4 protein-coding genes are annotated in these 2,942 nt (G+C 65.3%); all 4 read left to right on the top strand.

Annotated elements, in window-relative coordinates:
• The first annotated feature begins 82 nt into the window (after positions 1-82).
• A complete protein-coding gene (locus tag WEA77_RS09985; RefSeq protein ID WP_368067730.1) occupies positions 83-634 on the top strand; it encodes an FG-GAP repeat domain-containing protein in 552 nt (183 codons plus the stop codon).
• Between the two features lie 12 nt (positions 635-646).
• The gene (locus WEA77_RS09980; protein WP_368067729.1) at positions 647-775 is read left to right on the top strand and encodes a hypothetical protein; all 129 of its coding nucleotides are present in this window, start codon (positions 647-649) and stop codon (positions 773-775) included.
• A gap of 225 nt (positions 776-1,000) precedes the next feature.
• Positions 1,001-1,762, top strand: a complete 762-nt coding sequence (sufC, locus tag WEA77_RS09975; protein WP_368067728.1) for a Fe-S cluster assembly ATPase SufC — start codon at positions 1,001-1,003, stop codon at positions 1,760-1,762.
• A partial coding sequence (locus tag WEA77_RS09970; RefSeq protein WP_368067727.1) for a SufD family Fe-S cluster assembly protein occupies positions 1,759-2,942 on the top strand: 1,184 nt, incomplete at its 3' end. The genes sufC and WEA77_RS09970, both read left to right, overlap by 4 nt.

The raw sequence follows: 2,942 nt of genomic DNA, 5'->3' as shown, positions 1-2,942 counted from the left end.
TGCCGATGGAATTCGCCGTCGAGGCGCAGAAACTTTTGGAAGTCAGCCTGGAAGGTAGTGTTGGGTAATGATGAGATCGAGTTTGTCAGGTATTGCCCTGATCACGCTGGCGGCCTGCACGCCAGAACCGGTTGAAGCGCCGGCGGCGAACGAGACGGCGGCGCCCGTTCAGGCAGAGCTGCAGACCTGCGCCATCACGGAAGCGGCGACCGGCGCGATGATCGCGCAGCTATCTGCCTGCACGATTGCGCTCGGCGGCGGCCAGCCGACGCTCAGTGTCTCGTCACAGGCAATGACCGACGGCGAAGGCAGGCTTCGCATAGAGGTACTGGATGCGTCCGGCGCCTCGCTGCAGGTGATTGAGGAGACGGCCATCGGCGCCTTCGCCTATCCCTATATCGAAGACATCGACGGCGACGGCGCGGCCGACATCATGGCGCCGCTGCTGACCGGAAACGTGAACACCAACTATGCCGTCTGGCTGAACGGCGCGGACGGCACGTTCAGGCGCGCCGGCGAACTCAGCGGTGTCAGTATCGGACAGACGCCGGAGGGCATGATTGCCGCTTCGGGACGATCGAACGCGGCCGAATGGGAAACCGGCTATTACCGCATCACCGACGGCGCACTCTAGGAGATCGCGGCCGTGGTTAACCGGATGGACCCCGAGCCGGGCGAGGAGCCCCTGACAGCGCCAGCCTGCGAGGTTATCCGCATCATCGAAGGTGTGGACCCCGCGCCGTTCTGCCAGCCGGCCGAAACCGCACCAGGCTGATCCGGCCTGCAACCTGCTCGACTTCCTCCCGAAGCGGGCGCACCGAGCCGTCCGGGAGGATGGCATCTGGAAGGAAGTCACCGTGCTCGCCGTGATCTGTCTGGCGGTATTTGCTGCGCCGTTGAGGGCGGCTGCGGCCTGAAATACGGGGAAACCCGTATTTAGGCTGCGGCAAACTCCGCTTTTGCGCTTTTAAATCCCCCCCCGGCGCCCTAAGTCCCAGACATGTTGAAGATCGAGAACCTGACTGCGACCGTGGGTGAAGGCGAGGATGTGAAAACCATCCTCAACGGCCTGTCGCTGACTGTGCCTGCGGGCGAAGTGCATGCCATCATGGGTCCGAACGGGGCGGGCAAATCCACGCTGTCTTATGTGCTGACAGGGCGCGAAGGCTACGGCGTCACGGGCGGCGCAGCGACGCTCGACGGCGCCGACCTTTTATCGATGGAGCCGGAAGCGCGCGCGGCAAAGGGCATTTTCCTCTCGTTCCAGTACCCGGTCGAGATCCCCGGTGTGCCGGTGATGACCTTCGTGCGCACCGCGATGAACGCCCAGCGCAAGGCGCGCGGCGAGGCGGAGATTTCGGCGCCGGACTTCATCAGGAAATCGCGCGAGATTGCCAGGGTGCTGAGCCTTGATCCCGAGATGCTGAAGCGGCCGGTGAATGTCGGCTTCTCCGGCGGCGAGAAGAAGCGGCTCGAGATCTACCAGATGATGATGCTGGAGCCGCGCTTCATGGTGCTCGACGAGACCGATTCCGGGCTCGACATCGACGCGCTGCGTACGGTGGCCGAGGGCGTCAATGCGCTGCGCGCGCCGGAGCGGGGGATGCTGGTTATCACGCACTACCAGCGCCTGCTCGACTATATCAGACCTGACAAGGTGCACGTGCTGGCCAAGGGCCGCATTATCAAGACGGGCGGACCGGAACTCGCCCACCGCCTTGAGGCCGAAGGCTATGACGGTGTGCTGGCGGAGGCCGTGTGAGCGGCGTCCTCAAAGATCTGATCCGTAATCCGACGGTTGCTGAACTGGAACTCGTCGCGCGCTTTGCTGCGCTGAAGACGGACCCGCGGCGCGAGCGCTTGTTCGAGGCCTTTGCGCAGACCGGACTGCCGGGACGCCGCGCCGAAGGCTGGCGCTGGACGGATTTCAAGGCGGCGGTGACGTCGCTGGATGCGCCGAAGACGCCGCCTGAGCGCGATCCGCTTGCGCGCGGGGGCGCGGCGACCCTGCGCTTCACGCCGGCCGGCTATACAGCGCCCACTTCGTTGCCTGCGGCCCTGCGCCTGCTTGCAAAAGACGATGTGCAGGCGATGGGCGGGGCGGAAGAGGCGCCGCTCGGCGCACTGGCGGCGGCGCTGGCGGGCGGCAGGACGCCGGGCACGCTGCTGGTGGATGTCAGCGCCGGCGCGCCGGTGCATCTCCACATGGTATTTGAAGGCCGGGGCGCGATCAATGCCGCGCGGGTTGTGTTCCTGCTTCGTCCGGGGGCGGAGCTTTATCTGTCGGAAAGCCATCTTGGCGGCGCGGCACTTTCGGCGGCGCTGATCGAGTTCACGCTGAACAAGGATGCACGCCTGAACCGGACAGTCTACCAGATCGGCGGCGCCGGCGAGGCGCAGGTCGTGACCGCTCTCATAGAGCAGGATGCAGGCGCCGAGAGCGTGCAGACGACACTGGCCTTCGGCGCAAAGATTGCCCGGCTTGAAACACGCCTTGTGCACCGGGAGACCGGATCGAAGGCGACGATCAATGCGGCGTATCTCGCCGGCGCCGGGCTGCAGGCGGATATCACGACGCATGTGCGCCACGGCGCGCCGTCCTGTGTAACGCGGCAATTGACCAAGGGCGCTGTGCTGGGCGGCGGGCGCGGCGTCTTCCAGGGCAAGTTCCATGTGCCGCGCACCTGCGGCCAGCAGACGGACGCCTCGATGCAGCACAATGCATTGCTGCTGGAGGAGGGCGCGGAAGTGTTTGCGAAACCCGAACTTGAAATTCTCGCGGATGATGTTCAGTGTGCGCACGGCAATACCTCCGGCGCGCTCGACGCGGCGCAGCTCTTTTATCTGCGCCAGCGCGGTATTGCGCTGGTGCAGGCACGCGCGATGCTGACGGAAGCCTTCATTGCGCAGGCGCTGGAAGGCGCAGGTGACCTGGAAGAGGC

Origin of the sequence: Hyphomonas sp. (assembly GCF_040882205.1) — a bacterium.
In the GTDB taxonomy this organism is placed as follows: Bacteria; Pseudomonadota; Alphaproteobacteria; order Caulobacterales; family Hyphomonadaceae; genus Hyphomonas.
Note: the sequence above shows the minus strand (reverse complement) of the source record. Positions and strands in the feature narration are given on the sequence as shown.

Excerpts from the sequence above, each read along its gene's own strand:
- sufC (WP_368067728.1), top strand. The coding sequence starts at position 1,001 with ATGTTGAAGATCGAGAACCTGACTGCGACCGTGGGTGAAGGCGAGGAT.